The following is a 26,610-nucleotide window of genomic DNA, read 5'->3' on the forward strand; positions in this document are numbered from 1 at the left end:
ACGCCAACGTTCATCAAGGTATCGCGCAGGAAGCTGCTGACCAGCAACGTCTTCACCGACGGCGCCGACCGCACTTCAGGACGCACGAAGGACGCTGTGAGGCTCTAAGCCTGCAATGAGGGCTGCCGTGCCCGGCTCGTGAAGCCGCGGGCATACGCAGCTCTTGAACGAGGGGGCGTCTGCGGGGCCCAGCGCTGGCAAAGACGGGTGCTCGCGCTCGGAACTTCCGCTGCTCGGGGACACTCGGGAACCAGGTGCGTCAGTTGTGGGCCGCTGCCTCAGCCGCCCTGATCACGCGCGTTGTCACGATCGATAAGGTTCACCGACCTCAGTCGGGCGCACGAAGGCTGGGCCGGTTGAAGGACCGTCGCGGGAGTTTCAGATTGCCAACGCCTGCCCTGTAACCTTCTCATGCGGTTCTTGGATGCTCGCCGTGTGGCGACGTGATGCATGGCGGAACTTCCCTGCACCACGGGCGACGGCGCGAATTGCCCTAGCCTTCCCGAACCGAGACGATTCGTCGGGAGCTACCCATCGCCCCTGTGCTTCGAGCACCTGGGGGGTCGCGTGCCCCGTCGGATTGGCCGTCGAGCGCGAGTACAGGGATCGGCGATCGGCTAAGATCGCGGCGGCTCGTAGGCTCAAACGGGGAGAAGGCATGACTGATCAAAGACACTGTTATGTTGGCGTCGACCGGGCGTCGGAGAGCCACCATGTGTTCCTCACGGACGGGGACGGCCGAAAATCGGCGAAAGGGTCGTCGGCACGGTGGCGAAGGGCTCGCCGAGATGACGGGCTGGCGGATGGCGGCGAGCGGCGCCGTTGGGGGAGGAATCCGCTTGTTAAACGGTGGTGGCCCCCCGCGGTCCGTACCTGAGCTTAGAAACCACTCCCCTCACCAGAGGCCGGCGAGTTTATAAATTACCGGCCTTGTTGCCCCAGAGATTTGACGAGCATTACGAGTCGTGATCGTACGCCAAAGTCGCCGACACGGGAAAAGGCCCTGATGAGCTCGATCCCTTCCTCGCTTGCCGCGAATTCGATCACTTCTGGCGGAAGATCAGCCTGATTTGCGGCGCACCGGCCGCTCGCCTGGAATTCGTCAGAGATCCCCTCAAAAAAGTAGCCGGGCTGCACGTCCAGAGCCACGGATATCTGCTTGAGCCGGCTCGCACCGACCCGGTTCGAGCCATTTTCGTATTTTTGGACCTGCTGAAACGTTACCCCGATGGCCTTGCCCAGAGCCGCTTGCGACATGTTCTGCCGTACACGTCCCTGGCGGATTCGACAGCCGACCTGGACATCCACAGCGTCGGGCTTCCGTTTCTTTTTTTCAGGCTTAGCACTAAGCACACTTGTCTCCTCATTGCGGTATGGTTAGGCCACTGAGTCCTCGATAGTCGATCTATGGGTACCACATACGTCGAGATACTGGTTTGACGTAGCTCAATTGGAAGTCAGCAACGCGATCCAGGCCTCTCCGGTCTCACAACCTTGCGTTACCTGCAGCATATGCGGATTGCGGATCAGGGGGGCGGCTCTGTCGCGTGCTGCCGAGAGCTTCCGCTGCGAATTGCATCCATGAGACGTTGCCTCAGTCGACTCCTCCCAATCGAGGTGTTGGTCATGGTCTCGGACGCTTCAGGCGTCCAAACTCGGTTGCCCGAGGTGCGGGTTTCTTTCCGGATTTTCCGAGTCCATACGGTCGGATCCTGTTGCAGGTGGGGCCATCTCCTCCAGACTGTGATGCTCTTTTGCCATTATCACGCGTGAGGGCTCCGGAAGGCTGCCTGTCTGGCTTTCGTAAATGCGTTTCAGTATGCGATCGGAATAATACCGGACCTTTCGCAGTTGCAGTGGTGGCTGACCCTTGATGAGGACGATCTGGCATTCGTCGTTGAGAAGGCGCACCTGTTCCGGCCGCAGAAGGGGTGCTCCTTGAGCTGATATCTGAATATTGCGATCGAAAGCTCGTCCGCCGCCATAAGAAACGGAACGTGATTGAAAAGTATACTCACCGATAGCATCCGAAATGTAAGTCGGCGTCTCATCATCCGCCGTGGCCATGAAGACCTGCAGGCCAGTATTGCTAAGAAAGTTCTCCTTGCCGGCCTCGTCGTATGCTCCCGTCAGTGCCGAAAGACTCTGGATAATGAACATAAAGCGACCCTTATATCCCGCTATGGTCGTAATCGCTGTCTCAATCGTCTCCAGCTTGCCCAAGTGCTTGAATTCATCGAGTAGGAATAGCACCTCGTTCTTTTCTTCCTTGCGAGGCAGCGAGCGTTGTAGAACTGATACGATCTGCTGAAACAGTAGGCGCATCAGCGGCGCGAGCACCTCAAGATCGTTTGGGCTGACGCAAAGGTAAACGCAAGTTCTTCGTCGGCGCAGATCGTAGATCGAGAAATCGGATCGGCTCGTCGCTGCCTTGATTAGCGGATCCGCCCATAAGTTGAGCCCGCCGTCGCCCAGCACTGAAGTGTATGACGTTAGGATTTTCGTGTCGTTGCTCGCCATGTCGTCGAAGATCCGCTGAGCCTCTTTGTTCTGAGTCTCCTCCGCAAGCCGTGCAAGAAGCTTATATTTCTCACCCGGTTGAGCAAAGAGGTCGTAAACAGCACCGATTGTTGGCGTGCCTCGCTCGACGCAGGCAAGAATGCCGGCAACAAAAAGATCTCGCGCGCCATTGATGAAACCTTCTGCGCCTTTGCCCTTGGCCGTAATGAGATTGGCGGCGAGACGACGCGCCTCGGTGAACTGCCGATCTGGGGGCAGCGCTACGATATCTAACACAGGATTATAGCAATGCGTCCGTCGCTCTGGGTCTAGCGGAGCGAATTTAAATACACCGTCGCCCAAGGCTTTGCGTGCTCTCGAGGTGAGTTCAAAAAGCTCCCCCTTAACGTCGAGAGCTATCACTGACCCTTTGAACGTAAGTAGCGTTGGAATGACGATGCCTACTCCCTTGCCAGCGCGGGTCGGCGCAACAACGAGGCTGTGAGGCTGGTCGCCGTTTGTCAAGTAATAGCCAGACCGGGAAGGGCCACTCGTCTTTCCAAAAACCGGGCCGTTAATGCGACTGTACCGCTGCAGATAACCCGCGCGCCGCATCTCGTGGAAGCGAGCCCAGCGTGCCGTGCCGTGATGTTCGCGATCGTGTGGGGACACTGCCTGCTGAATTAGCAGAACAAGCCCGGACGTTGAGACAATGACAGCTAAGCCACGATAGAAGACAGGGCTTGTATAGCCCAAATAGAAGGGCGTCTCGTACCAGAAAGCGAGAAGGTCGATTGTCATCATCGCTTCACCGTTAAATCCATGACGGAATGTTGCGTACAGACTTGCCGCACAGAAACCTGCCGCCAGTGAGCACACGATGCTGATGGTTATGCTTGAGAGTGTAGTTTTTCCTGAAGTCATTGTTCCACCGTATCGGCCGAGCGGGTCCAAGGCATCGAGCCATCATCACGCAAAGTCGCCATTCATCCAGCCTTGCCCCTCGTGTTGAAGTGCAGAGATGCGGGATGTGCCCGACATGCGGGGAGCAAGGCCAAACGCTACGGGTCGGAGGAATTATGATCAACAAAAAAGAGATACATTGTTGTTACATGTCCAACCAACATGAAATAAGTTTGTAACGAAAGGGAATGACGAGGCGGCTCAGGCAACACGCCAGCACTCCTGGGATCGTGTGCTGGCTGTGCGATCGCTCTGCTGCAACGGCCATCGGACATCAGCTGCGAGATCTTCGTCGCACCTCATACGACGAAGCGTAAGGGCTTCGACTATGCGCTGGCCGACACCCGGGCGGCTCACACGAGCTCAACAAAACGATAACTGTCAGCTCGAGCTGCCTGCCGAATCCAATCACGTTGACCTCGCTCGGCTTCGACGAAGTGTTTTCGGCCTGTTGCTGTTTATCTAGCTCCTAGATCGTCATCCTATCCAAGCTGGTCGGAAGTATGGAGAGCTGACAGTTTGAGTCCCCACCGAGCCGATGGCGGTAATGGCGGTAGAAGCGATCGGCTCGGCGCGGCATCCCCGGAGATTTGGCCGGCCAGAGTTGCCTTCCATCACCGACCGATCACCCGCGCTGCAACTGCCAAGGAATGTACGGCATACCCTCAGCAGCCCCGGGGGGCGCTAGGACCACAGAGACGCCCGTGCTAAGGCTATCACGGGTGCATGTTGCGGCGAGAACGGTACACAACGCTCTTGAGCCGATGCTTGGATTTGAAGCCTTGGTAGAATTACAATTGTAACGCGATATCGATTTGGTAGGTCACGGTTCGCTGTTAGCTTGAAGCTGTAGAAACAACGTCGGAGTGTAATCCATGGATCGCGATAGACAGCGGGCACGTACAGCTGGAAGTTCATCCCGAGATGGCGGCGGTGCGGAACGAAACACTCACTTCCCAAATGACCTATTGGCCGAGGTCGCAAGCCGCCTACCCACCCACGACACAGCTGAAACGGCAAATAACCTCGCGAACTTTGAACTCACGAGCCGATCCGCGCGAGAGGCGGTTCAGGCAAGCCCCGTTGGGACGTTTCACCAGCGGATCAACCGGCTCGGCAGCTCAGCGCGAGCGTTGCACGACAGGGCCCTGGCTCAAGTCGCGCCGGACCAAGGCCTACCAGACCGGGTGTTCGCACAGGCCGTAGCTCCCGTGCTCGCGCCAACATTTAAATTTCAAACTCCTGAGAGAAAAACAGACGCCGTCGACCGCATACTGAATATCGAGGCCCCAAGAGATCAAGCCATGGCGCTCGCCAAGATAGGAGACCACTTGGGTGACCTAGACAGTGCAAACAGAAGTCGTCTTATTAACCGAGCGGTCCAATTAACCACCCAACCGGCAGACATGGTTACCCGGCACAATGCTGCCCGCGCCGTTTTGAAGGGATATCACCACTTGAGCGCGGCGCAGCAATCGCAATTACCAGTCGACTACTTGCAGAGTGTCAGCACGCTTCCCGGTGACGAGCCGCTTGCAGCGTCAGCGTCTCGACACGCGGCACAGGCGCCGCTTCCAAATTTGGACAGGAGGATCGACGAGGCTCAGGCCCAAGCTCATGGGCACGCAGGAGAGCAGGGACCCATCTCTCGAAGCCAACTGAGAGGTATGCGAGCGACCGCGGAGAACCTCAACAGAGCGGACAATGACGCACGGGCGGAACTGGCATCTTCCTCCAGAAGCAGAGAACGAAACTGGGGGCGATGAGCTCATTGGCGAGTCAGGTTATCAGTGTACCGTTATTCGTCAGTAAAGGCTCGTTTGCATTGAGGACCATGCTTAAGCAAGCTCGGCTTGGGCTGAAGCCCATCAGAGCAACAAATGTAGCCCGATATCGGTTTAGCAGGTCACTCTCCGATGTTAGCTTCGGAGCTGTAGAACAAACGTCGGAGTCTGACTAATGGATCGCGAAAGACAGCGGGCACGAACAGCTGGCAATTCATCCCGAGATGGCGGCGGTGCCGAACGAAACACTCATTTTCCAAACGACCTACTGGCCGAGGTGGCAAGCCGCCTACCCACCCACGATACAGCTGAAACGGCAAATAACCTCGCGAACTTTGAACTCACGAGCCGATCCGCGCGAGAGGCGGTTCAGGCAAGCCCCCTTGGGGCGTTTCACCAGCGGATCAACCGGCTCGGCAGCTCAGCGAGGGCGGTGCACGACAGGGCTCTGGCTCAAGTCGCGCCGGATCAAGGCCTGCCAGATCGGGTGTTCGCACAGGCCGTAGCTCCCGTGCTCGCGCCAACATTTAAATTTCAAACTCCTGAGAGAAAAACAGCCGCCGTCGACCGCATACTGAACATCGAGGCCCCAAGAGATCAAGCCCTGGCGCTCGCCAAGGTAGGAGGCTACCTAGGTGATCTAGACAGTGCAAACAGAAGTCGTCTTATTGATCGTGCGGTCGATCTAGTCACACATTGGGCAGACGGGGTCACCGAGAACAACGCTGCCCGTGCCCTTCTAAAGGGATACCACCACTTGAACGCAGAGCAACAGGCGCTATTGCCAGTCGAGCGTCTGCAGAGTGTCAGTACATTTCCTGGCGACGAGCCTCTTGCGCCGTCCGCATTTCGATATGGGGCAGAGGCCTCGCATTCAAATTTGGACGGGAGGATAGAGGAGGCCCAGGCTCAAGCTCATGGGCACGCAGGACAGCAGGGGCCTATTTCTCGAGAGCAGCTGTGGGAGATGCGTCCCACCGCGGAGCGCCTCCACAGGGCCGACAATGACGCACGAGCCGAACTGGCGTCTTCCTCCAGAAGCAGAGAACGCTCGAACTGGGGGCGTTGAGTTTCAACTAGCGATTCACCTTAATAGTAATCACGGCTTTGGGAGTAAAGGCTCGTTATTGCAGTCAGGCACCTCTGGTTGGAACCCGAGAGGTGCCCCGATATCACCAAAACAGACGTGCTATTTCCAGCGCCGAACATCCGCCCCGAACAAGGTGCTACTTGTGGCTGTTAACAACTCGTCCGAGGTCCCAATAGGTCGAACAATTTTCCATCGTGCCAGCCGAACATGTAACCTTCGATCCGATAACGCTGTGGCGGAAGGGGGGCCTAAGTGGTTTTCCTGACTCAGCAATGGGGGCTCACCCGCCGGATCGAAACCGAGTTGATGTTCGAATCTCGGCGCTCGGAGAGGCAGACAAACGCAGCTGGTTGTCCGCTTTATCCCTGCGAGAAGAAGAGGCTCAGGGCCAACGTTGTCGTAGTATTGGTGATCGTGACTTTGTTGTTTGCAGTCCTGGCGATAACGCGCGGGCAGGATGACCATGCCAACCAGGCGATCCTAAGTGAACTGGGGGCAATTCGGACCAATTGTGCGTTATTGCAACGTGACGTCTTCCGCGCCCGTGCCGGCACGCCGTGGGATTACCAGGTTCTACTCACAACGATACGGGCTCTGCGGCAGAGCCTGATCGACCTGGAGACACGGTTCGAAAAGGTGCCTCTTGAGAACGCCAGTGACCTCTCCCGCCTGCTAAAGGAGGTAAGGGCTTCGGTCGAAAGGACTAGCGCGGCCGTTGGAGCTGTGGGCGCACAAAACTTGATCTTGCAACGTTCCCTTACCAGCTTCGCGCAATCGCTGAGTCTGCTTGCGAAATTGCCGTCGGAAACCGAAGGCACTGGTGCTGTGCGGCCCGTCGAACTAGGCAACCTAATTTTATGGTTTTCGCTGAGGCCGAGCTCTAGCCTTGCATCGCGCATCGATCGAGATCTCGACCGCCTTGAGGCGGCTACGGGCCAAGATGCCATTGAAAATTCGGTTGTGCGCAATGGCCAGGTTATCCTGTCCTTGCTGCCGCAGGTGAATGACGCTGTAAACAGGATAGCGTCATCCGACACCATCGACAAAGCTGCGAAACTGGAGCGTGAATATCTGAAAGGGTACGGCTTGGTCATTGTGAGCGAGCGGCGGACACGCGTTTTCCTAGGTTCAGTTTCCATATGCCTTTGCTTCTGGATAATCGCTTTAGTTTCTAGGCTACGTGGGCAGACGGATCGGTTGGCAAGGCGCTTGGAATTTCAAGCAGCGACTAGGGAGATTGGGTCTTGCTTCGAAGATGGTTCAGCAACGAAGGGTTCGCTAACCGCTTCCACCCAAGCAGCACTGAAAGTTGTCCAGCGCTTTTTCAATGCTGATCAGTGTGCGCTGGCACTTGTTGACATCAGTGCGGGGCGTGTCGCCGAGTGTTTCGCTGCCAACACTCCTGCCCCCATCTGGAATGAGGCTTGGCTACTTGAATTCGCTTCTCTTGTCCTGACAGAGGAGCGCAGGCCAGTGTTTCGCATCATTCCCACGCAAAAAGTTGGCTGCGTTGCTAAAGGGACTCCCGAGGTTTGTCAGTTGCTTGTCTTCAAGGTCTCGGATCAGCTCATCGCAGTTTGTTGCCTTTTCCTTGAGCGGAACAGTCTACGGTTCTCTTCTAGTGAGATCCAACTTCTTGAGTACGCGACTGGCCGTGTCTGCAATTACCTCGATCTTCGACGTCGGCAGACGGAATGCAACCTTCTAGAGAGGCGGTTGGAGCATGCGGAACGGCTGAAAGCCGTCGGCACCCTCGCCGGTGGTATCGCGCATGAATTCAACAATATCCTAGGGGCTATCCTCGGCTACGCCGAGATGGCCCACGGTCTTCTGCGTCGCTCTTCAAGAACTCGGGGTTATATCGAGCAAATCATCTCTGCAGGCGACAGAGCGGGGCTGATCATCAATCAGATCTTGGCACTCAATCGAAAACGCGAACGTATGATCAAGCCCTTCAATGTCTCCGAGGTAGTGATGGATCTAGCTCCGTTGCTGCGCGTAGCGCGGCGCGCGGATGTGGAGTTGAATTTCAACATTGACGAAAAGCAAACGGTGATCGAAGGGAGCCCACTCGAGATTCAGCAGATCCTGATGAATCTCTGCAAGAACGCCTCGGAGGCTTTCTCGAATGAAGGCCGCATTGATGTAAGCGTCTCTCGGGCTGTTGTCTCTCAATCGAAGATACTTGCTTATGGCGATCTTCCTCCCGGGGACTATGTCCTCCTTTCCGTCGGAGACACCGGCGAAGGTATTCCTGAAGCCGTACTACCACATATCTTTGAGCCCTTCTTTACCACGCGTTCTCGCATCGGTGGAACGGGGCTCGGTCTCGCTGCAGTGCGCGACCATGTGAGCGCGCTTGCAGGATACATTGACGTTAGCTCGACTATTGGACGCGGTACTCGCTTCGACATCTATCTGCCGCCTTCCCAGAAGAAGCCGGTCAGCCCTGATAGTCTTTTTTGTTCCTTGTAATACACCACTTGGCAACGGAGAGATCATCGCCGTAGTGGAGCCCGATACGGCGACGCTGGAGATGTATGAGGACAGAATTGCCGCCCTGGGGTATGAACCAGTCGGCTTCAAGACATTCAAGCGTCTTTGCGACTGGATTTCGAGGGGAAGAAGGGCCGATCTCATCGTCGCGGACCGCTCGTCTTTTCCTGGGTCACAATGTGCCGCCGCCGTGCACGCGTCCCTAAGGACAGTGCCCGTCATCATCATCGGGGAAGCTAACCATAACGTGCCAACTGCGGGCCCCTATCGTTTTGCTGCAAAAGCCAATGTCATCCAGGACCATGGCGCGCGCATTTCGCACGTTAATCAGGGCGTGATGTTGCCAGAACCGCAAAAGAATCTGCTGCTGAATGCGGAATGGAGGGTATACCTAGCCCGCCGACGCGCACCAGGTGGGCGCGGGAGACCAGCACCGCCGTCATCGGCGGGGCGGCGCCAGTCATGCCGAGCGTCAGCGCTCTGGATCGACGCTCGCCGCTTCGTCACAGTGCGGCACCGTGGGGATGTAAACCACTCGGCCGCCAAGCCTGCACCGGCGTCATCTTCGCGCCGTGTTGCTTGTCATGTGCCTGCCCGTGCATCAGCACTTGCGACAAATTATTCTCTTGAGCACGGCGGCCCGACCCCTATGCTGATCTGCCCGTCACTCGCATCACCTCATGCTTGCCCTGCTTACCTTGTGCGGAATTATGCCAATGTCCTTCCTGAAACTCGTCGTGCTGGCGGCCTTTACCATGAACGCTCGAGCGATCTTGGCCGGAGACCCCCTACTCCTACCGTCCGATGCCGCGGCTCTAGTGGTCGAGACCGAATGGGGGGAGCAGCGCTTCTCGATAGAGGTGGCGGACGAGCCTGCAGAATGGCGGCGCGGACTGATGTTCCGCACGACGATGGCGGACGATCATGGCATGCTCTTCGTCTTTGACGACAGCCAACCGCGCGGCTTCTGGATGGAGAACACACCTATGCCGCTCGATCTCCTCTTCGTCGGCGAGGATGGAAAAGTACGTGCGATTGAAGAAGGCCAACCGTCCTCAACCACACCCATTGCTCCGACAGTTGCCGCGCATTTTGTGTTGGAGCTTAAGGCTGGTACCGCACAGCGGGCTGGGATCCAGCTCGGCGCGCGGCTCCGCCACCCGCTCATTGACACAGTCGTCAGTCACAGGCTGCAGCGTCTTTAGGGGCTGCCATCTGGTGGAGCTGACGCCGTTGGTGCTCTTTCGTAATTGTTGTACCTGCTGAACGCGACCCGGATCGCCTGCGAGGCGGCGAGATGTTTATGAATATCGGAGCGGTAGCGACGATCGCTTCGATAGGCACGAAGAATCTGACCCTGGATCGTCGCACGCAAAGCATTGCTGTCATAGGCTTTGTCGGCAAGCACAGCCTGACCTTCCTGGCCGTCGAGAAGAGCAGGAGCCTGCGTGATGTCGACGACCTGACCGGCTGTCACGATGAAGCGCAGGGGACGTCCGAGCGCATCGACCAGCAGATGAATCTTGATGGTCAGTCCACGTCTGCCCCAGGGCCTGATCCTTGGCCGCCCTTTCCACTCGCCGCCTGTTGATGGGCGCGGACGATAGTGCTGTCGATCATCAGGTGCTGATTGTCTCGGTCAGATGTCAGTGCATCGAAGGCCCGCTCCCACACGCCGGCATGGCACCAGCGGCTGAATCGGCGGTGCACCGTCTTCCACTTGCCGTGACGCTCGGGAAGGTCGCGCCAGTGCGCACCTGAAAACGCAGAACCCACAAACACCCGTTCACGGACGATCGATTGTCGCTACCCGTCCGGCCCGGATCGCCGGCCTTCCCTGGTAGCAAGGGCGGCGCGATCCGCGACCATTGCACCTCATGCAGTTCGTATCGCTTCACCGTCATCGCAGCGTCCCCGTGCAGAACACGGTGACCTATGAATAAGGCATCAACTGATTTGATGTTGTGGAACGGCTCTGCTCCCCACCCTATCCTGAAATGCCGGGCCGAGCATGTAGTTCGGCGAAAAGCGCGGAGCATTATCATGACTTTGATCACGACCATTGGCCTCGACACGGCCAAACAAGTCTTTCAATTGCATGGAGTAGACAACGAAGGGACGACAATCCTTCGCAGGCAGCTTCGACGCGCTGAGGTTTTGAAGTTCTTCAAGACGATCCCGGCGTGTGTCGTTGGATTGGAGGCGTGCGGCGGCGCTCATTACTGGGCAAGAGAGATCAAGGCTCTCGGACATGAAGCTCGGTTGATCCAACCTGCCTACGTGAACCCTATGTCAAAAGAGCAAAGAATGGCGCGGCAGACGCTGAGGCGATATGTGAAGCTGTAGGCCGACCGTCGATGGGTTTCGTGCCGCTCAAGCCGTCGGCCAGCAAGCTACGGCTATGCTCTTGAAGATCGGGCACTATACACACAAACGCTGCGTCCGGCAGCCGGCTCCACCCAAAGCCGTTCCATGGTCAAGGGCAGTGGAAATGGGAAGGAAGGGCCATGCTATGCGATTGAAGAAACAAGCAATGGCGCACCCGTGGTTGCCGACGGCCGAGCGGCGCGTTGCCGAGCCAAGCCTGGATCGGCGTCGTTGAGCCTAGTGGTAGTCAGCGTCGCCATGAAAGGGGGCGCGATCGTCGTTCAGAGGCTGCGAATGCGCAGAACCAGGGCTTTTTGCGGAGGGCGAAGCAAACTCGCGCTCGATGTCAGCGCGTCGATGCTGTCTTAAGCTAGGCAGAAACGTCATTTGCTTCAAATGAAACAAAAAGAGGGAACTTAGAAATCCTAGAGTAACAGTCCGTTCCGATATTGGCGAACGCCAGATGACGCTGATTCTTTAAGGCCGAGTGAGTGCGATGGGAGGTGATAGGGAATGTTAAACACAGCTTGGCCCGTGTCGATCGTCTTCTCGATCTCCATATGTTTCTCAACCAAGGCCGCACCACTCTCCCTGCGTGAGTTCAACGATCTCGCTAGCGAATGCGCGCCTTGGGTTGCTCCATCTACGCTTGCGGCAATTGCCACCGTTGAAAGCAACTTTGATCCGCTTGCGGCGCATGACAATACCACCGGCGAAACCCTCCACTGGAAAGATCCAGCTGAAGCAACGCAGAGCGTCAAGGAGCGCCTCAAAGCGCGACATTCGCTCGACGTCGGGCTTATGCAAATCAACTCCAACAATTTTTCTCTGCTGGGTCTCACGCCCGATAAGGCGTTCCAGCCCTGTTTCTCACTTTCGGCTGCAGGGCACTTGCTTGAAAGCCGCTACGCCGGCGGCAACACTACCGCAGCAGAGCAACTGGCGCTTCGTCAGGCAATCTCCGCCTACAATACTGGAGATCTGACGCGCGGCTTTGCGAACGGATATGTGCGGAAGGTTGAGCTTGCCGCTCGAAAGATGGTGCCGCCGCTGCTCGAGCTGCCGGAGAAAGACGGTGAAAAGGCGATCCGGCAAGACGCATGGGACGTTTGGGGCTCGCATGAGCGGCACCGTTCGGCAGTCGATTCATCAAGTTCTCCCACGCAGCAGAGGCCGAAAGTCGGCGAATCCACGGACGACAATCAACTCATATTCGATTGAACGACAGAGGTGTAGTGATGATATTCCTTGAAAAATTCGGCGTGCAGTTGAGGCGCTTTTCCCTGCTGGGCGCGGTGATGCGCATGGCTGTTACCTATGCACCCGCCGCTGGAGGGGCGGCCGGATGGAGCTTTTTCTCCTCGGGGCCAGCCGTCGCACAAGTGGCAGGAGCCGCCGACCCCGCCGCAATGGTCAACAACATATGCACGTTCATCCTGGGTCCGTTTGGACAGTCGCTCGCTGTTCTCGGCATCGTCGCCATCGGCATATCATGGATGTTCGGTCGTGCTTCACTCGGTCTCGTCGCCGGCGTCGTTGGGGGTATCGTTATCATGTTCGGGGCCAGCTTCCTTGGCAAAACGCTCATCGGGGGCGGCTGATGAGTGCCCGTCTGGAAGAAAGCACCCTTTACGTGGCGGCGACACGACCCGCATTGTTTTTCGGTGTACCGCTGGCTCTCGCTGGATTATTCATGATGTTAGCCGGCTTTCTGATCGTCATCCTCCAGAACCCTCTTTACGAAGTTATACTTGTGCCACTCTGGGTCGGAGCGCGGATCGTCGTAGAGCGTGACTATAACGCAGCGAGCGTAGTCTTACTTTTTCTGCAGACTGCCGGCAGAAGCGTCGACGGCCAAGTCTGGGGCGGGGCGAGCGTCAGCCCAAACCCGATCATGGTGCCGGCTCGAGGAAGAGGAATGGTGTAATGCTCGGCACAAGTGGCAAGACCGAGAGGTCCGGGGAGATCTATCTACCCTACATTGGGCACCTCAGCAACGAGGTTGTACTTCTAGAGGATGGATCGATCATGACCATGGCACATGTCAAAGGTTTGCCCTTTGAACTGGAAGATGTCGAAATCCGCAATGCACGCTGCCGCACGTTTAATACCCTCTTACGCAACATTGCCGATGACAATGTGTCTATATACGCCCATCTCGTACGGCATACCGATGTGCCGTCGCCGCCAGGGCGGCAGTTCCGCAGCGCTTTCGCTACCAAACTGAGCAAAGCTTTTGAGCAGCGCGTGCTCTCCGGGAAACTCTTCCGCAACGATCACTTCCTAACATTGATCGTCTTCCCCCGCGCAACGCTTGGCAAATTAGGAAGCCGATTCACCAGATTCTACAAAAGAAAAGAAATCGACTTGGCAAGCCAGATGCGAAATCTGGAAGATCTTTGGCACGTGCTTGCTGGCGCCCTCGACGCATATGGTCTCCGCCGGCTCGGCATTCGGGAGAAGGATGACGTGCTTTTCTCTGAGATCGGCGAAGCACTCCGCATGATCATGACTTGTCGTTTCACACCGGTTCCCCTCGTCAGCGGCTCCCTCGGCGCTTCGATCTATACCGACCGGGTCATCTGTGGCAAGCGGGCACTAGAGATTCGGGCGCCACACGATAGTTACGTGGGGTCAATCTTTTCATTTCGCGAGTATCCGGCAAAGACGCGGCCAGGCATGCTAAATACGCTACTATCCACAGACTTCCCGCTTGTTTTGAGCCAAAGTTTCTCCTTCCTAACTCGTGCACAGGCTCATGCCAATCTCAGCCTCAAGTCCAGTCAAATGATAAGTTCCGGCGACAAGGCTATCACCCAGATCGATAAACTCACCGAGGCAGAGGACGCACTGGCAAGCAACGAATTTGTTATGGGCTCGCACCACTTAAGCCTTTGCGTCTATGCCGATGATCTCAATGGCCTTGCCGACCGCGCTGCGCGGGCCCGCGCGCGATTGACCGATGCAGGGGCTGTCGCGGTCCAAGAAAGTATTGGCATGGAGGCGGCTTACTGGTCGCAACTTCCGGGCAACAACAAGTGGCGCACGCGTCCCGGGGCGGTCACGTCGCGCAATTTCGCCGGCCTGGTCTCATTCGACAATTTTCCGGGCGGCACTGTTACCGGCCATTGGGGTAATGCAGTTGCGCGTTTTCGCACCAACGGTGGGACGCCTTTTGATTATGTCCCCCATGAGAACGACGTTGGGATGACCGCAATATTCGGACCTATCGGGACAGGCAAGACGACGCTCATGACCTTCATCCTAGCGATGCTCGAGCAGAGCATGGCTTATCGCGATGGCGCGATCGTCTTTTTCGACAAGGACCGTGGCGGTGAGCTGTTGGTACGTGCAACGGGAGGGACATATCTCACTCTACGCAGAGGGATGCCGAGCGGCTTGGCACCTCTGCGAGGCCTGGCCAATACATCGGCGTCCCGGGACTTTCTGCGCGAATGGATCGTGGCGCTGATTGAAAGCGACGGACGCGGAGGTATCTCGCCGGAGGAGAATCGCCGGTTGGAGCGTGGTATTGTTCGACAGCTTTCGTATGAGCCGGACATGCGTTCACTCGCAGGACTGCGAGAATTCTTGTTGCATGGCCCATCCGAGGGCGCAGGAGCGCGACTACAGCGTTGGTGCAGAGGAAATGCGCTCGGTTGGGCCTTTGATGGCGATGTGGACGAAGTAACGCTCGATAGATCAATCACCGGCTTCGATATGACGCAACTTCTGGAGTACGAGGAGGTCTGTGCGCCGGCCGCTGCGTATCTACTGCACCGAGTGGGTGCTGTCGTGGATGGTCGGCGCTTTGTCATGAGCTGCGACGAGTTTCGATTCTATCTACTGAACCCGCAGTTCTCCGCAGTCGTCGATAAATTCTTGCTCACGGTTCGCAAGAACAACGGCATGCTCATACTCGCAACACAGCAACCTGAGCACGTCCTGGAATCGCCACTCGGAGCAAGCCTCGTTGCACAATGCATGACAAAAATCATTTACCCATCACCTACAGCGGACCGAACGGCATACATCGACGGGCTGAAATGTACCGAACGAGAATTTCAGGCAATCCGCGAGGATATGGCCGTCGGCACCCGCAAGTTTTTGCTTAAGCGCGAGAGCGGGAGCGTTGTCTGCGAGTTCGATCTTCGGGAGATGCGCGAATATGTCGCCGTGCTCTCGGGGCGGGCCAATACCGTGCGATTTGCCGATCAGCTACGTGAGACGTATGGAGAGGACCCTTCTGCCTGGCTCGACAAATTCATAGCTCGCTATCATGAAGTACAAGACTGACGGAGAAAGTGCCTATGAAACTTGCACAACTCACGGCAACGGCGCTTGCCATTTGCATCACTCTACCGGGGCCGACCCGGGCGCAGCTCATCGTCAGCGATCCCGCAACGGAAATCCAGACGACTGCAACGGCGTTAAGCACTGCAGAGAACCTTATACAGACGATCGCAATACTCGAACAGACAATCCAAATGGTGCAGATGTTCACGACGTCCTTTGGCGTCACCGGCCTATTAAGCTCGCTCAACCAACCGAACCGCTATCCGACCACCAATCAGCTAGAAAAGCAGATGTTTGCTGCTGAGGCGCCAGCATCCGCCACGGCGCGCGCGATAGCATCGGATGCCCAAAACAAAGTGGTGTGGGGTAGCGACGCGGAAGGGGCTCTCTTGCGCGAGCATATTGCAGGTTCGTCGAATGCAGCAGCAGCTGCAGCCGATAATCTGGATGCTATGGACCAGCGCCTGAAGCAAAACGCCGCCACCTTAAATCAGCTTTCGCGTTCAGGGAATATTATGCAGGCTACCGTCACTAACGGACTACTTCTCAAGCAGATCCACGATGCGATTATCCAAAACACCCAGGCTACTAGCTTGTTGACGATGACGACCGCGCAGGCACGCCTTCAAGAAGCAGAGGAGGCAACGACACAGCGGCGGGAACGCCAGGCAACCGCGGCTATCTTTGGCGCAGTGCCATAATCTGTGAGTTCTGCCGCTCGGTGGGAACCTCTATTCGTCTACCTTCGGCGAAGAGAAGCAAGTCAAGGTTGGAGCGATGAATTTCAGGATTCTTGCGCCGTTTACGGCTATTCATACGATCTTTGATCAGGCCTTTAAGATCGGAATGAACACAGTGCTGGAAAAAATCCAGACTGCGGTCAGTGCGCCTCTTGTGGCGTGTGTAACGCTTTGGATAATAGTTCAAGGCATTCTTGTGATGCGTGGTGAAATCGACACTCGTGGTGGCATTACGAGGGTCATCACGGTGTCACTTGTTGTCTCCCTTGTGATCGGCCAGGCGAACTATCATAACTATGTCGTGTCACTCTTTGAGGACACGATCCCAGCTTTCATTCACCAGGTCAGTGGCAGTCACATTCCGTTCATTGATATCCCCAAAAAGCTCGACATCATGTTCGCGCTAACCCAATTTTACTTCCAAAAGGTAGCCTCCGAAATTGGGCCAATGAATGGCCAGGACATTCTCGCCTTTCAAGGCGCACAGTGGGTATTTTACGGCGCGCTTTGGGCTGCGTTCGCGATCTACGATGCCGCTGGAATTCTCACGAAGGTGCTCTTGGCGATCGGCCCACTCATTCTTGTAGGCTATCTCTTTGATCGCACGCGAGACATGGCTGTTAAATGGCTCGCTCAACTCCTCACCTACGGGATACTTCTCCTCTTGCTGAACATCGTGACGTCTCTCGTCATCGCAACGGAAGCGGCCGCCCTTGCAATAATGCTCAGGGTGATTTCTGGCGCGGGGACGACCGCAGCCAAGATTATCGGGCTATATGAACTCGATATGTTCTTTCTCGCCGGTGACGCTCTGATCGTCGCGCTTCCGGTGATCGCCGGCAATATTGGAGGGGCCTATGTGGCAGGAACATACCAACCTGGCAGCAGCCTGAATCGGCATCTAGCCAAGTTACCACGTGGGTAGGATCTCACTAGGATCGCTCAAATTGGAAGGTTTGCATGAAGTATTGTCTGTTGTTTCTAATCCTTACTCTAGCCGCCTGCCAGACAACCGACAAGCTGGCGGCCTGCGGGGGTCCGATTTTCCCGCTAAACGTTGGGCACTGGCAACCGACTCCAACTGATCTTCAGGCTTCGGGAGAACTTGATGAAAGGCCCTGAATATGCTCTCCTGGTCGAGAAGAAGGCATTGGCTACTCATTATAAGGAAGTGGAAGCCTTTCAAACTGCACGTGCGAAATCTGCGCGGCGTCTCTCCAAGGTTCTGGTAGCGGTTGCAGCAGTCGCTGGTCTTGGAAATGTGGCACAGGCTTTCACTATCGCCACCATGGTTCCGTTGATCAAGCTTGTGCCTGTGTATCTTTGGATACGCCCCGACGGTACAGTTGACAGCGAAGTGTCCGTCTCTCGGCTGCCCGCCACGCAAGAGCAGGCGGTTGTCAATGCCTCCCTCTGGCAGTATGTCCGCCTGCGCGAGAGCTATACGGCGGACACTGCTCAATATGCCTATGATCTCGTATCGAGTTTCAGTGCTCCGGCCGTGCGGCAAGACTACCAAGACTTCTTCAACTACCCCAATCCTGATTCACCGCAAGTCGCAATTGGTAAGCGCGGTAGGCTAGAGGTCGAGCACATCTCCTCAAACGACATCACTCCGGGCGTTCAACAGATTCGCTACAAGCGCACGCTCGTTCTGGAGGGGCAAATGCCGGTGGCGAGTACTTGGACTGCAACGGTTCGCTACGAAAAGGTGACAAGCCTGCCCGGCCGATCGAGGCTGACCAATCCGGGGGGATTGCTTGTTACCTCCTATCAAACCTCGGAAGACACTGTTTCGAACGTGGGGCGCAACGAGCCATGACGAAAAGAACACTTCTCTCACTGGCCTGTTTGCTTTTTGCTATGGTGGGCGCGCGTGCGGAGGACACTCCCACGGCCGGCAAACTAGATCCTCGCATGCGCTATCTGGCCTACAACCCGGATCAGGTAGTGCGCCTGTCTACCGCTGTCGGAGCAACAATGGTTGTGACATTCGGGGCCAACGAGACCGTCACAGCGGTCGCCGTTTCCAACAGCAACGACCTCGCAGCCCTTCCGCGCGGCAACTATCTCTTCTTCAAGGCAAGCCACGTTCTCCCGCCACAGCCGGTCATCGTGCTGACCGTAAGCGACGCAGGTATGCGACGATATGTTTTCAGTATCTCCACCAAGTCCATGTCTCGGCTCGACAAAGAGCAGCCTGACCTCTACTACAGCGTGCAATTCGGCTATCCTGTCGATGAGGCTGCTGCGCGCAGGAAGCAAGCGGAACAGAGGTCCCTAGCCTACCGGCTTCGAGCGGAAGCGCAATATCAACAGAGGGCTAGGGAATTATTCGATCAGCCGGCCGCAACCGGCAGTCCCGGCCCTAACAATTGGCATTATGTCGCCCAGGGGGACCGTTCGCTGATGCCCTTGGAGGTTTTTGACAACGGCGTCACCACTGTATTCCGCTTCCCCGGCAATGTACGCATACCATCTATCTATAGGATCAATCCAGACGGTGAGGAGGCCACTGCCAATTATTCGGTCAAGGGAGAGTACGTCGAGGTTTCCTCGGTTGCTCGTGGTTGGCGACTGAGGGATGGCGATACAGTATTATGCATCTGGAATAGCGCCTTCGATCCCATTGGACGAAACCCGGGCACGGGGACGAGCAGACCCGATGTTTGGCGCGTTCTAAAGGAGCCTAGGCAATGAGTGACGTTAATCCACAATCTTCTCACGATGTGGATGCGTCCGGATCCGTGGTCTCGGACCCACATCCTCGGCGTCTTTCGGGATCGCAGAAGTTAATGGTTGCAGGCTTAGTTCTGGCGCTATCGCTGGGCCTCATCTGGCTCGGTGGACGTTCAAAGGCTAGCGACGGGGCTTCTCCGCCCCCAACAACGATTCTCACAGACACCGAGCCGTTTCGTCCGGCGCCTATGGATATAGCTCCTGATCCTTCGGAAAACCAGGAGCCTGTGCAGCCGACAGCTCCCGCGCCAGCCACAAGCCAGCCTCAACGCGATGACCCGCCGCCTGAGAAAACACCGATCTTTGCGTATAGCAGCGGCGACCAAAGCATCAGCAAGCCCGTGCCACGGACGAAGTTTGGCCACGAAAACGAAGACGAAGAGCAAGAAAACTCCTCGCTTACGCGCGGACGTTCAGTCGAAAATGATCTTCAAACGAGGATGAAGCCGGCTGTGCTGCAGGCAAGCCGGGCTACACTCTTGCCGAACCCTGACTTCATGATCACGCAAGGAACGACTATTCACTGCATTTTGCAAACGGCGATCGATACCAATCTAGCGGGTTATGTAAAATGCGTGCTGCCCGAGGACGTCCGTGGGGCAACGGGCAACGTTGTGCTCTTGGATCGGGGCACGACCGTGGTTGGCGAAATCCAGCGTGGCTTACAACAAGGGGATGCACGGGTCTTCGTGATCTGGAATCGCGCTGAGACGCCGAACCATGCGCTGGTGTCGCTTGCGTCACCAGGTGCTGACGAACTCGGCCGCTCAGGGCTGCCTGGCACGGTCGACAATCACTTCTGGCAACGTTTCGGAGGGGCAATGCTCTTGAGCGTCGTCCAGGGTGCGTTCCAGGCAGCTAGTGGTTATGCTGGCAGCTCAGGTGAGGGCACTAGCATCAACAGCTTTCAGGGCAATAGCGGACAGATCGCCAACACCGCGCTAAGCGCAACGATCAACATTCCTCCCACTCTGAAGAAAAATCAGGGGGATACGGTATCCATATTCGTCGCACGGGACCTCGATTTCTCAGATGTATACGAGCTTCGGACGGCCACTGGGACAACGAGAGGGCGAAATCGGCAACCCTCGCCGAGATAGTTTAACGACAACGAAAATCGGAGACCTGAATGCTAACGGAGGCGGATTCTCAATTGCGTTTCCTCCTCAAACCGGTTTTGAGCTGGCTTGAGGAGCCGCGGACCGAAGAGGTCGCAATCAATAGACCCGGGGAGGTTTTCGTCCGCCAGGCCGGCGTCTTTACGAAATATCCTCTACCTCTTACCTATGATGATCTCGAAGATATCGCGATCCTGGCGGGAGCGTCACGGAAGCAAGATGTTGGACCACGAAACCCCCTCTGCGCCACCGAACTGCCAAATGGAGAGCGGCTGCAAATCTGTTTACCGCCCGCGGTGCCCTCGGGCACGGTCAGCCTGACAATTCGGCGCCCCGGCGCCCGTGTTTCGGAGCTCAAAGAAGTCACATCTCGGTATGATGCTTCGCGATGGAATCAATGGCGCTCGCGTAAGCAGCGTCAAGCTCAGCACGACGAAGAGATTCTCCAGCATTACGACGGCGGCGATCTGGAAGGATTTCTGCACGCATGCGTGACTACTCGACTCACAATGCTGCTCTGTGGGGCCACAGGTAGCGGCAAGACGACGATGAGCAAGACATTGATCAGCGCCATCCCGCCGCAGGAAAGGCTGATCACCATCGAAGACACGCTCGAACTCGTAATTCCGCATGAGAACCATGTCAGGCTACTCTATTCAAAGGATGGCACAGGTTTAGGCGCGGTGACCGCAGAACAGCTTTTACAAGCCAGCCTCCGCATGCGCCCGGATCGAATACTGCTCGGCGAGATGCGCGACGATGCCGCTTGGGCTTATCTCAGCGAAGTCGTTTCCGGCCATCCAGGATCGATCTCCACTATACATGGTGCCGATCCGGTTCAAGGTTTCAAAAAGCTCTTTTCGCTGATCAAGAGCAGCTCGCAAGGAGCTGCGCTTGAAGACCGTACGCTGATCGATATGCTGGCGGCCGCGATCGATGTGATTGTGCCGTTCCGTACCTGTGGTGACGTCTATGAGGTAGGCGAGATTTGGCTCGCAGCCGACGCGCGCAGGCGCGGTGAGACAGTGGCTGATCTTCTCAACCAGCATTAGGGCCGCCATCATTCTTGAGCTGTCGTTCAGTGACTAAAGGCTGACGCCCAAAAGTCTTCGGATCGCATTTTTGTGCCACCCATCCATTCGGCGAAGGTCTCACATTCGTCGAATGGATTGGTGTGCCGCAGCTCGTGCATGTACAGGTCCGATCAGCTGCTTCAACAGGCAGCGTGATCCCAGTTCGAAAGGTGAGCCGTTGAAACATGTTCTTGTCATCGATGACGATGTCGCGATGCGGCATCTCATTGTTGAGTACCTTACGATACACGCATTTAAGGTAACCGCAGTAACCGATAGTTGGCAGTTCAATCGCGTGCTCACGTGTGAGCCGGTCGACCTCGTCGTTGTTGATCTTAATCTGGGCCGCGAGGATGGACTTGAAATCGTCCGCAATCTGACAACAAAGTCCGATGTTCCGATAATTACCATCAGCGGTGATCGTCTCGAGGAGGCTGAAAAAGTTGTTGCACTGGAGCTTGGAGCAACTGACTTCATTGCAAAGCCCTTTGGAATGCGAGAATTTTTAGCGCGCATTCGTGTCGCGTTACGCGACCGGCCGACGAGTCCACGGACAAAAGATCGACGTTCGTTTCATTTCGCCGGTTGGACGCTCAGTCTAAAGCAGCGTCGACTGATCTCTGAACAGAGCGGCGAGGTCAAGCTGACGTCCGGTGAGTTCAATCTTCTACTGGCCTTCCTGGAAAAGCCACGCGACGTCTTATCCAGAGAACAGCTTCTGTTTGCGAGCCGAGTGCGTGGAGAAGAGGTATATGACCGAAGCGTTGATGTGTTCATCTTGCGCTTGCGCCGAAAGCTGGAAGCTGACCCGGCTAACCCGTGTCTGATTAAAACATCCCGCGGTGCGGGCTATTTCTTCGACGCTGACGTGGAAATTAGCTATGGGGGTACATGGGCCGCCTGCTCAGCCTTTAGCAGTCGTCGAGGTCCTGCCAGCGCCGCCGATGCCGTTGCCCTGGGAGAGGTCGCGCATCTCGCGGGGCAGCGCAAGAATGGACCGTCCCGCGAGACAAGCTGAGGGCATACGGACGGTGAACATCATACTGCTCTCAGCGAGGGCAATGGGGGTAGTCGCAGGTGACCTGATGGGTTGTCTTCTCTATTCGGCGTGGTGAGGTCAAGCACCTTCTGACTGTCCGTAGCTATGGCGATTGATGTCTTCGCAGTATCGCGCTTCTCTCCGGGCTCGGCCTATGCGGCCCTCCCATTATGGGACCAGAAGAATGAGGCGGAACAATCTAATCGGCGACCTGATCGCGTAAACGACCGGACCAAGACAACCACGCGAACTCACCCCATCCATCGTCCTGCGAAGGACATCTTTCCACCGGCGGCGGAGTCTTCTTGTCTCCTTAGGTTCTTGTCACCTTGGTTGCTAATTACGCAGCAACAGGCAAGCTCTCCCGTGTCCAGCAGAATTCGGTTCCGTCACTCCACATGCGATGCATGATCACAGCAAGCCGTCGGGCCAACGCTACAACCGCCTTTTGCCTCCCGCGGCGTCTGGCGATATTCATCGCCCAGGCTTTTAGCCACGACCATTTCTTAACGTTTACAAGCAGGACTTGCGCTGCTTCGTACAGCAGGGATCGCATCATCGCGTCACCGCAACAGGATACTCGCCCGACCCGTTTGCTTTCACCAGACTCGTTCAGTTTCGGCGTCAGCCCGAGCACAGAACCGACCGCCTTTGAATGTGCAAACCGGCCAGGAATATCGATGGTTGCCGTATAGGTGAGAGCGACAACGGGGCCGACACCAGGGATCGTCGTCAACCGGCGACAAACTTCATCCTCGCGGACCAAATCCAAAACCTTCTTGTGCAGCTTGGTGAACTCGTCGCGCAGCAGTTTGCGTGCAGCCAACAATGGCTGCATGATTTCGTGTAGATCAGGCCTGTCTTCGACCAGCTTATTGATCCGCTCCTCGAATTTGACCTTGCCGGCCAATCCGACTTTCAGACCGAAGTTGCGCAACAATCCGCGAATGTCATTCGCGATGGCGATGGCTTTTTCCTGCAAGAGTTTGCGCGCGGTCAGCAATGCCCGGTGCTTCTGGCTCGTCAGTGTCTTCACATGCACAGGCCGGTAGAGATTGACGCGCATCATCTGGGCTATTCCACGCGCATCGTTGCGGTCCGTCTTATTCGGTTGGGCTTTCAAAAATGCCTTGGCATGCCTGGTCTCAATGCAGATCACCGGCAATCCTGCGTTGGCAAGTCCTTCATAGAGCCATTGCGACAGTGGCCCGGCTTCAAGACCGATCCGCTCAATCTGCCACTTCGGGTCCTTGATCACCGAGATCAAATCCTCAGGGTGAGTGGCAACTTTCGTCTCCCGGCAAATCTTGCCTGTCTCATCAACAATGCAGACCGCGGTCTCTTTCACTGACACATCCAGTGGCACAATAGTGTTTCATGCTGCGCTTCTCCCTTTGATGTTGAGGCTGTTGAAAGAAGACCTCGTTTTACCATCAGCCAGAAGCGCAGCACCGCAATCCACAATGGTCAACGCTGAGACGCAAAGCCGAATATCCCATCTAATCGCAGCCGTGGGGTCAAGTATCTTTGTATGAGACGCGTGTGCCGGGTTACAGGGTTGTCTTCGCGGTCGGCAGAGGCCGCCGCATCATGGGCATCGTGGAAGAGCCTTCAATGTGGACGACGCACTCGGCTGGGTCAGCGGTGCAATCCCATCAACGGAATGGCTCAGCCTACGTCCCGGCAGGGACGTCTCAGGCGCTCAGATACTGAACGCTATCCATCAGCTTTCATGCCGCGGCTCCTGCATTCGGATCGAAGAACTCACCGGTCTTGAGCATCGCATGCATGATCACGGCCAGTTTGCGCGCGACGGCGACGGCGGCTCGTTTGAAGCCGAGCCTCTCCCGGAGTTGCAGACCCCATGTTCGTAGTGCGCTCTGTTTCTTGCTGCGGGCCAAGATGACGGATGCGGCCTCGTAGAGAAGTCCTCGCAAGTGATTGTCGCCACGCCGGGATATGTGCCCGTCATAATCGACTTCTCCAGATTGATGCCGACGGGTCGTTAGCCCGATCCAGGCCCCGACATTCCGGGACTTCCTGAAGTTGTCGGGCTCTTCAACGGCGGTGACGAAGGACGTTGCGGTGATCGCGCCTACGCCGGGGACAGACATGAGAAGGCAGCAGGCCTGGCTCTCGCGTGCATCCCTGATGAGTTGACGTCCGAGGTCAGCGGCACGGATCCGGACACTGCGCCAGGCATCCAGAAGCGGCAAAATGATAGCAGCAAGCTGCTCGTGATCGACAAGAAGGCTCCGCACGTTCCGCTCGAACATACTTCCCTTTCCGGCCGGAACAACAAGACCGAAGGTTTTCATGACGCCGCGGATCTGGTTGGAAAGTTCGACGGTGATGCGAACCAGCCGAGTGCGTGCAGCGACCAGCGTACGGGTCAGCATGCTGTCAAAGCCCTTGACGCGTACCTCTCGAAAGAAGCCCACCTCGGCAAGATGCGCCAGGCCATCGGCATCATTCGCATCGGTTTTGTTAGGTGCCATATCGAGAGCCGCTTTGGCATGACGCGCATCAATGCAGATCGCCGGCACTCCTTCGGCGCACAGCGCATGATAGAACCACACCGAAAGCGGACCGGTCTCAAACACCACACGTTTTACGGCTGGGGCTCGCCTACGGATAAGCTCCGCAATGATCTTCGGATCGGAAGCGCATTTTCCACGCCAAATCCGTTTGCCTTCACGCCGGATCGACACTGCGGTCTCTTTCATCGATACGTCGAGACCGATATATTCTTCCATGGCTGTTCTCCATTTGATGCTTGGGCCCGGCATCCAGTCGTGAGCCCGTATTTCCATCTACCGGGGAACAGCCACCTTCCAAAGCTTGATTGTTTTTCAGGGCGACTCGCTCCCGCGATTACCCCATGTGGACGGCTTCTGCTCGCAGCATCGCATTGTCACACAAGGGAAGAGCCGTCGAAGTCTCTGCAGCCGTGATCGCGAAACCGCCCGCCGCATTTTTCACTTTTTATGACAAGTGGCCGAGCGTTCTGGCTGACTTCGTGCCGATCTCTCGGCAACCAATCTTCCAGGCGGCGGTTTGAGAACGCTCGCTGGTCTGGCTGTCGAGCTAAAAGCCGATCGATGACTGATCGACCGCCTGGATCCGTCCTTGCAACCCGGACCAGCCGATCAGACCGGGGCTGATCGCCATGCCGCGCGGCAGACACTAAGTGAAATTCTGCTTCATGCTCGTGCGGACATTTGAACTTGGCCGCCAGGGGCAGACAACAGGCCCGTCCGCTCTCTGTCTATCGCACTACCCCGCTGACTGCAAAATACCGGCCGTCGCGATAAACCAATGAACCGTCGTTGCCGATACTAATGCCGACGACCCGGCCGAGCACAATCACATGGCTGTGCCGCTCTATGGCCTCCTCAACCTCGCAGTCGATGGCCGCCGCCGCATCCTCAAGGACCGGCGCGCCGCTGATGAGTTGCGTCCATTCAGCACCGTGGTAACGTTCCGCGCCCATCAGCCCGCCTCGGCCGGCAAACTGGTCCGCGAGCATCTCGTGGGCGTGGCCCAGGATGTTCACGCAAAAATGGCCGAATCGCGCAACGGCGCGCCATGTCGAGGAGGAACGATTGAGGGAAACAAGCATGCACGGCGGCACGATTGAGAGGGCTGTCGCCGAAGTAACAGTTGCTCCGGTACGGTCTTCGCCCTCCCCTGTGGTTATGACACTGACACCGGCGCCCAGCCTGCGCAATGCACACTTCAGACTATCGGAGTTCACCTGATAGTCCGGGCCATCGTTGGTAATTCCCTTGAAATCGAACGTGCGTACGGAAGGCTGGTCTGACATACCGTCGCTCCTTTGTTGAGGCTCGCTGTACTCGTATCAGCTGTAGTTTGGCTCCAAAAGCCTTTTCGCTCTATTCCAGGCTGCCCCGTCGAGCGCTCGACCAGGATCTGTCTTCGAAATGCGACCCTCGATAAAACCCTGCGGCGTTCACCCGTCGGGTTGTCGTTCGCTCAAGCGTGCCAGTTGGCGTAGAGGCGAATGGGCGAAGGTCCAGTCGTCCAGGGGCAACTGTTACCAGGGTAGAGGGGATCGGCGTTCCCGCTGCGGGTAACCTGCAGGTCTTCGATATACCGATTGCAAAATGTTCTCCCTATCCTGACCTTCTTTTGTCTCCATCAGGCGGTCGAAAACAGCGGCCGCTCGGCGCATGTGAAGGTGATGTTGTTTATGCCTCAGTCGGCAAGATTGCAGAAATTGGTTGTTTGCATGGCAACCATCGGCCGCGTGGATGTCCAGCGGTGCCCTTCAAGCAGTTGCTTTTGCGAGCTGCGGATCTCCTATTCATCCAGCCCGAGTCTCTTGCGCAGGTCGGCATTTTCCGTGCGCAGTTTTTCCGCCAGAAGCTTACGGAGCCTCTGGT

At 56.7% G+C, this 26,610-nt stretch carries 18 protein-coding genes and 3 pseudogenes; 15 read left to right on the forward strand and 6 right to left on the reverse strand.

Annotation, left to right across the window (positions count from 1 at the left end; all coding sequences use genetic code 11):
- Positions 1-921: 921 nt before the first annotated feature.
- Together QN224_RS32245 and virD4 are read right to left on the reverse strand one after the other, a co-directional pair.
- Complete coding sequence (locus tag QN224_RS32245; protein WP_283979983.1) at positions 922-1,353, reverse strand: helix-turn-helix transcriptional regulator; 432 nt, start codon at positions 1,351-1,353, stop codon at positions 922-924.
- A gap of 288 nt (positions 1,354-1,641) precedes the next feature.
- Positions 1,642-3,423 carry a type IV secretion system ATPase VirD4 gene (gene virD4 / locus QN224_RS32250; RefSeq protein ID WP_283979984.1) on the reverse strand — a complete coding sequence of 594 codons (1,782 nt, stop codon included), beginning with the start codon at positions 3,421-3,423 and terminating at the stop codon, positions 1,642-1,644.
- Between the two features lie 3,165 nt (positions 3,424-6,588).
- Between virD4 and QN224_RS32255 the strand changes: the two genes are divergently transcribed.
- Positions 6,589-8,811: a two-component system VirA-like sensor kinase gene (locus QN224_RS32255; protein WP_283979985.1), complete on the forward strand. Its 2,223-nt coding sequence runs from the start codon at positions 6,589-6,591 to the stop codon at positions 8,809-8,811.
- Positions 8,812-9,548: 737 nt separating this feature from the next.
- Positions 9,549-10,037, forward strand: coding sequence for a DUF192 domain-containing protein (locus QN224_RS32260; RefSeq protein ID WP_283979986.1), 489 nt, complete (start codon positions 9,549-9,551; stop codon positions 10,035-10,037).
- 110 nt (positions 10,038-10,147) lie between these two features.
- Here the strand turns inward: QN224_RS32260 and QN224_RS32265 are convergent.
- Positions 10,148-10,730: pseudogene (locus QN224_RS32265) on the reverse strand (IS5 family transposase); the annotation flags it as partial.
- Positions 10,731-10,875: 145 nt separating this feature from the next.
- On the opposite strand from QN224_RS32265, the pseudogene QN224_RS32270 reads away from it, so the two are divergent.
- The 13 genes and pseudogenes from QN224_RS32270 to QN224_RS32330 form a co-directional block, all read left to right on the forward strand.
- Positions 10,876-11,216 (forward strand): annotated as a pseudogene (locus QN224_RS32270) (IS110 family transposase); the annotation flags it as partial.
- Between the two features lie 496 nt (positions 11,217-11,712).
- Positions 11,713-12,420: a type IV secretion system lytic transglycosylase VirB1 gene (locus QN224_RS32275; protein ID WP_283979987.1), complete on the forward strand. Its 708-nt coding sequence runs from the start codon at positions 11,713-11,715 to the stop codon at positions 12,418-12,420.
- A gap of 17 nt (positions 12,421-12,437) precedes the next feature.
- Positions 12,438-12,800: a pilin major subunit VirB2 gene (gene virB2, locus QN224_RS32280; RefSeq protein WP_283979988.1), complete on the forward strand. Its 363-nt coding sequence runs from the start codon at positions 12,438-12,440 to the stop codon at positions 12,798-12,800.
- A complete protein-coding gene (locus QN224_RS32285) occupies positions 12,800-13,126 on the forward strand; it encodes a type IV secretion system protein VirB3 (RefSeq protein WP_283979989.1) in 327 nt (108 codons plus the stop codon). Before virB2 ends, QN224_RS32285 begins: the two co-directional genes overlap by 1 nt.
- On the forward strand, positions 13,126-15,495 hold the full coding sequence (locus tag QN224_RS32290) for a VirB4 family type IV secretion/conjugal transfer ATPase (protein WP_283979990.1): 2,370 nt from the start codon (positions 13,126-13,128) through the stop codon (positions 15,493-15,495). The genes QN224_RS32285 and QN224_RS32290 overlap by 1 nt, the downstream gene beginning before the upstream one ends.
- Positions 15,496-15,509: 14 nt before the next feature.
- The gene (locus QN224_RS32295; RefSeq protein WP_283979991.1) at positions 15,510-16,196 is read left to right on the forward strand and encodes a type IV secretion system protein VirB5; all 687 of its coding nucleotides are present in this window, start codon (positions 15,510-15,512) and stop codon (positions 16,194-16,196) included.
- Positions 16,197-16,272: 76 nt separating this feature from the next.
- Entirely contained in the window at positions 16,273-17,160 is an 888-nt protein-coding gene (locus QN224_RS32300) for a type IV secretion system protein (protein WP_283979992.1), read from the forward strand.
- Between the two features lie 35 nt (positions 17,161-17,195).
- Positions 17,196-17,357: a type IV secretion system lipoprotein VirB7 gene (locus QN224_RS32305; RefSeq protein ID WP_283979993.1), complete on the forward strand. Its 162-nt coding sequence runs from the start codon at positions 17,196-17,198 to the stop codon at positions 17,355-17,357.
- Complete coding sequence (locus QN224_RS32310) at positions 17,344-18,057, forward strand: type IV secretion system protein VirB8 (protein ID WP_283979994.1); 714 nt, start codon at positions 17,344-17,346, stop codon at positions 18,055-18,057. Before QN224_RS32305 ends, QN224_RS32310 begins: the two co-directional genes overlap by 14 nt.
- Complete coding sequence (virB9, locus tag QN224_RS32315; protein ID WP_283979995.1) at positions 18,054-18,935, forward strand: P-type conjugative transfer protein VirB9; 882 nt, start codon at positions 18,054-18,056, stop codon at positions 18,933-18,935. Before QN224_RS32310 ends, virB9 begins: the two co-directional genes overlap by 4 nt.
- Complete coding sequence (virB10, locus tag QN224_RS32320) at positions 18,932-20,074, forward strand: type IV secretion system protein VirB10 (protein ID WP_283979996.1); 1,143 nt, start codon at positions 18,932-18,934, stop codon at positions 20,072-20,074. Before virB9 ends, virB10 begins: the two co-directional genes overlap by 4 nt.
- Before the next feature lie 29 nt (positions 20,075-20,103).
- Positions 20,104-21,144, forward strand: a complete 1,041-nt coding sequence (gene virB11, locus QN224_RS32325) for a P-type DNA transfer ATPase VirB11 (protein ID WP_283979997.1) — start codon at positions 20,104-20,106, stop codon at positions 21,142-21,144.
- 199 nt (positions 21,145-21,343) lie between these two features.
- A pseudogene (locus QN224_RS32330) lies at positions 21,344-22,066 on the forward strand (response regulator); the annotation flags it as partial.
- Between the two features lie 478 nt (positions 22,067-22,544).
- Here QN224_RS32330 and QN224_RS32335 read toward each other — a convergent pair.
- From QN224_RS32335 to QN224_RS32345, 3 genes are all read right to left on the reverse strand, one after another.
- Entirely contained in the window at positions 22,545-23,573 is a 1,029-nt protein-coding gene (locus tag QN224_RS32335; RefSeq protein WP_283980000.1) for an IS110 family transposase, read from the reverse strand.
- 361 nt (positions 23,574-23,934) lie between these two features.
- Positions 23,935-24,960 carry an IS110 family transposase gene (locus QN224_RS32340; protein ID WP_283979998.1) on the reverse strand — a complete coding sequence of 342 codons (1,026 nt, stop codon included), beginning with the start codon at positions 24,958-24,960 and terminating at the stop codon, positions 23,935-23,937.
- 512 nt (positions 24,961-25,472) lie between these two features.
- Positions 25,473-26,030 (reverse strand): flavin reductase family protein, encoded by a 558-nt coding sequence (locus tag QN224_RS32345; RefSeq protein ID WP_283979999.1) that lies wholly within the window; start codon positions 26,028-26,030, stop codon positions 25,473-25,475.
- Positions 26,031-26,610 lie beyond the last annotated feature (580 nt).

The organism is Sinorhizobium sp. 7-81, from assembly GCF_030124405.1.
GTDB lineage: Bacteria > Pseudomonadota > Alphaproteobacteria > Rhizobiales > Rhizobiaceae > Sinorhizobium > Sinorhizobium psoraleae.

Excerpts from the sequence above, each read along its gene's own strand:
- QN224_RS32345 (WP_283979999.1), bottom strand. The coding sequence starts at position 26,030 with ATGTCAGACCAGCCTTCCGTACGCACGTTCGATTTCAAGGGAATTACC.
- virB11 (WP_283979997.1), top strand. The coding sequence starts at position 20,104 with ATGCTAACGGAGGCGGATTCTCAATTGCGTTTCCTCCTCAAACCGGTT.
- QN224_RS32275 (WP_283979987.1), top strand. The coding sequence starts at position 11,713 with ATGTTAAACACAGCTTGGCCCGTGTCGATCGTCTTCTCGATCTCCATA.
- QN224_RS32285 (WP_283979989.1), top strand. The coding sequence starts at position 12,800 with ATGAGTGCCCGTCTGGAAGAAAGCACCCTTTACGTGGCGGCGACACGA.
- QN224_RS32310 (WP_283979994.1), top strand. The coding sequence starts at position 17,344 with ATGAAAGGCCCTGAATATGCTCTCCTGGTCGAGAAGAAGGCATTGGCT.
- virB2 (WP_283979988.1), top strand. The coding sequence starts at position 12,438 with ATGATATTCCTTGAAAAATTCGGCGTGCAGTTGAGGCGCTTTTCCCTG.
- QN224_RS32300 (WP_283979992.1), top strand. The coding sequence starts at position 16,273 with ATGAATTTCAGGATTCTTGCGCCGTTTACGGCTATTCATACGATCTTT.
- QN224_RS32290 (WP_283979990.1), top strand. The coding sequence starts at position 13,126 with ATGCTCGGCACAAGTGGCAAGACCGAGAGGTCCGGGGAGATCTATCTA.
- QN224_RS32340 (WP_283979998.1), bottom strand. The coding sequence starts at position 24,960 with ATGGAAGAATATATCGGTCTCGACGTATCGATGAAAGAGACCGCAGTG.
- virB9 (WP_283979995.1), top strand. The coding sequence starts at position 18,054 with ATGACGAAAAGAACACTTCTCTCACTGGCCTGTTTGCTTTTTGCTATG.
- QN224_RS32260 (WP_283979986.1), top strand. The coding sequence starts at position 9,549 with ATGTCCTTCCTGAAACTCGTCGTGCTGGCGGCCTTTACCATGAACGCT.
- QN224_RS32295 (WP_283979991.1), top strand. The coding sequence starts at position 15,510 with ATGAAACTTGCACAACTCACGGCAACGGCGCTTGCCATTTGCATCACT.
- virB10 (WP_283979996.1), top strand. The coding sequence starts at position 18,932 with ATGAGTGACGTTAATCCACAATCTTCTCACGATGTGGATGCGTCCGGA.
- QN224_RS32305 (WP_283979993.1), top strand. The coding sequence starts at position 17,196 with ATGAAGTATTGTCTGTTGTTTCTAATCCTTACTCTAGCCGCCTGCCAG.
- virD4 (WP_283979984.1), bottom strand. The coding sequence starts at position 3,423 with ATGACTTCAGGAAAAACTACACTCTCAAGCATAACCATCAGCATCGTG.